Raw genomic sequence first — 3,104 nt, 5'->3', positions numbered from 1 at the left:
CATATATAGGTGTAAACAGCTTGATTTTACGAAATGAGTCAATTCATTAATGAATTTTATTCTCTTAAAAAGCCTTACTTTTAAGGATTCATGTAAAAACCAATAATTCATTTTTGAATTTTTAATAGAGTTAAGAATAATTCTCAATAGATAAGGGTGGGATTTTTCGGAATCCACGAGTTTCATCCTTCTTTTTTCCTTATACAAATTTTTGTTTTTCTTATGAGTCATATTATTCTCATTCAGAGTAGAAAAATCCCATCCAACTGGGCAAGGATGGGATTTTCAATCTTCTAGAAAGCATACAATTCTAAAGCAGCACTGATTATACCTGTAATTGCTTTTGAATAATGAATGAGGCAATATAGAAGTCTTATTCTGACTAAAAGGCTGCACCTGAAATTAGAATAGTGATACTTACTCAACTAAAGCCGACATTTAGAATAATCACAAAACAAACTAATTTGTGAATTGAAATCTCTAGAATCAATCGCCAGTTTTGGCCGCCTTTGGCTTCCCAATGCAAATGCATCTTGAGCTTTACGGGAAGTATGATATGTTTCTGCTGTCCTTCTATAAAAATACATTTTCTGTTTTATATCTTATTTATCCTTGATGCCACACACCTGGTTTTTTTCCTTCCACATATTGCTTAAGAATGTACATAAGTGAACCCCAAGTTGTATTAATCATCGCATATGGTCCTTCCATTGACTCCCATCCAGAATGATTAAAGTTTACAACAGTAGCTCCGTTTTCATTTACATTCAAATCAAAACGAATTTTTGTACCTTTCCATCCTGGCATATCATGTTGAGCTGTCCATACTACCAACTTACCTGGTTCAAGCTGATCAATGTGCATTTGGAAAATAGCTTTACGATTGTAAAAGCCAAATTCAGCAATGCTTCCTACTTGAGGTTCAGCTTTAGCATCTGTTGTCCACCACCCCTTAAATCCTTCAGTCGTGGTTATGGCTTCGTATACTTTTTCAGCAGGCGCGTTTATCATAATTTGATGTGGCATGTTAATCATCATTTATCCTCGTTTCTTCTTTTAGTTTTATAGTTAGCTCTAAGATTGAGCTTTATTCTACTCTTTGATACGAAAATTTATAACGTTAACAATACCTCAATATTAAAAAGCCGAATTCCTCACTGATAACACTGAGAAATCCGGCTTTCGTTACTTAACAATGGCGCCCTTTTGTACGGGTAAATGAATTCTGCTTTCATTTAAATAACTATTTAGTGCCCACACAATTTCCTTGCAACTCCTACGAAATATTCTACTCCGTATTGCAAGGCACTTTCGTCAATCTTGAATTTAGGATGATGCAGCGGATACGCTTTTCCTATTTCATCACTGTGAACACCTATAAATTGCATCGAAGCTGGAACAATTTCGGAGTAGGCAGAAAAGTCCTCAGTCCCAAACATTGGATGTTCGACGTTTATCAGGTTATCTTTCCCGCAAATTTCTTCTACAATTTCCCGAGAGATGTCTACTACTGTTTTGTTATTGACCACAGCAGGATAACCTAATAACCAATTGATTTCATAGCTTGCTCCATGTGCATCAGTAATCCCTTTTACAATTTTCTCTAGATATTCTCTAGATTTTACGCGACTATCTCCATCTAGAGATCGAATTGTCCCGCCAAGCTCTGCATATTCTGGTATTACATTTAGAGCACTTCCAGCATGAAATGTAGTAACGGAAATCACGGGTGCTTTAAGTGCAGAAAGTTTTCTAGAGATAATATGTTGAAGATTGGTTGTGATTTCAGCTGCAATGATTAATGGGTCGATTGTTAATTCAGGAGTAGAAGCATGTCCTCCTTGGCCAATTATTTTAATTTCAAAGTCATCAGCAGCCGCGCAGAATACCCCATCTTTGATACAAATTGTCCCTTTTCGTTCATAAGGTGAAACATGAAGAGCGAATACATAGTCAACTCCTTCCATGATACCGCTTTTCACTAATTCTGATGCCCCTCCTGGATAGGATTCTTCAGCATGTTGAAAGATAAATCTGATTTCCCCAAAAATCTCCTCCCTTTTTTCAGAAAGAATCTTTGCAGCACCCAATAACATGGCAGCATGTGCATCATGTCCACAGGCATGCATAACTCCTGGATTTTTCGATTTAAAGTCCACATCAGCTTCTTCTTGAATAGGCAATGCATCTATATCTGCACGAAACGCAATGGTATAGTTTTTCTGATCAGCTTTCTTCGATCCTCTTAATACTGCCAATACACTTGTTTCTGTTGGCTTCGTTACTTCTAATCCTGGAAATGTACTTAATAGATTGTAAATATAATCAGATGTATTATGCTCTTGATAGGAAAGCTCGGGGTTTTCATGTATATGGCGCCTCCATGAGATTACCTGATTCATAATCGCCTTTTCCATTGTCTTCATTAATGAAAGACCTCCTTATATATATATATTTATTTATTATTTCATATTTTACGTTAAAAAGGACCATATTTAATAGCTTGGGCAATAATTAAAAAGATTATCGATACGGCCATTTGAATTAGGAAAAACGGAAAGATCCATTTCACCCATTTGGTAAAAGGTATCCCTGCTACTGCTAAACCGGCCATTAGTACTCCGGAAGTAGGAAAAATCATATTAGATAAGCCATCCCCTAATTGGAATGCTAACACAGCGGTTTGTCTTGACATACCGACTAAATCTGCTAACGGTGTCATAATTGGCATGGTGAGTGCAGCTTGTCCACTTCCAGATGGAACAACAAAATTAATGAGCATTTGTAAAATAAACATTCCTAAAGCATTAATTGCAGGGGGCAATTGTTCAACTAATCCAGACGTATAATATAAAATTGTATCCAGTAGACCACCATTCGTGAAAATAACCAAGATTGTTTGTGCGACACCAATTATAAGTGCTCCAGAAACCATGTCACTCGCTCCTGAAATGAAACCATTAGCCATCTTAGAAGGTGACAGCCCTCCAATAAAGCCCAGTATGATAGCACACATTAAGAATAATCCGCTAATTTCGCTAATATACCAACCTACTTTAATAACGCCATACATTAACACGATGAAATTCACCAAGAGCAGAAGT

Annotated in this window: 2 protein-coding genes and 1 pseudogene; all 3 read right to left on the bottom strand. The window is 36.5% G+C overall.

The genetic code is table 11. From position 1 onward, the window contains the following. Positions 1 to 606: 606 nt before the first annotated feature. The gene (locus AC1DUW_RS24495) at positions 607 to 1,038 is read right to left on the bottom strand and encodes an SRPBCC family protein (protein WP_082527495.1); all 432 of its coding nucleotides are present in this window, start codon (positions 1,036 to 1,038) and stop codon (positions 607 to 609) included. 209 nt (positions 1,039 to 1,247) lie between these two features. Continuing rightward, positions 1,248 to 2,426, bottom strand: coding sequence for an amidohydrolase (locus AC1DUW_RS24490; protein ID WP_330219143.1), 1,179 nt, complete (start codon positions 2,424 to 2,426; stop codon positions 1,248 to 1,250). A gap of 53 nt (positions 2,427 to 2,479) precedes the next feature. Continuing rightward, positions 2,480 to 3,104: pseudogene (locus AC1DUW_RS24485) on the bottom strand (YfcC family protein); the annotation flags it as partial.

The sequence above is a fragment of the Peribacillus sp. P4_C12 genome (assembly GCF_056402095.1).
The sequence above is the reverse complement of the archived record's forward strand: the minus strand, read 5'-3'. Positions and strand labels throughout refer to the sequence as shown.

Coding starts and splice junctions, on each gene's coding strand:
- AC1DUW_RS24495 (WP_082527495.1), bottom strand. CDS start 1,038: ATGATGATTAACATGCCACATCAAATTATGATAAACGCGCCTGCTGAA.
- AC1DUW_RS24490 (WP_330219143.1), bottom strand. CDS start 2,426: ATGAAGACAATGGAAAAGGCGATTATGAATCAGGTAATCTCATGGAGG.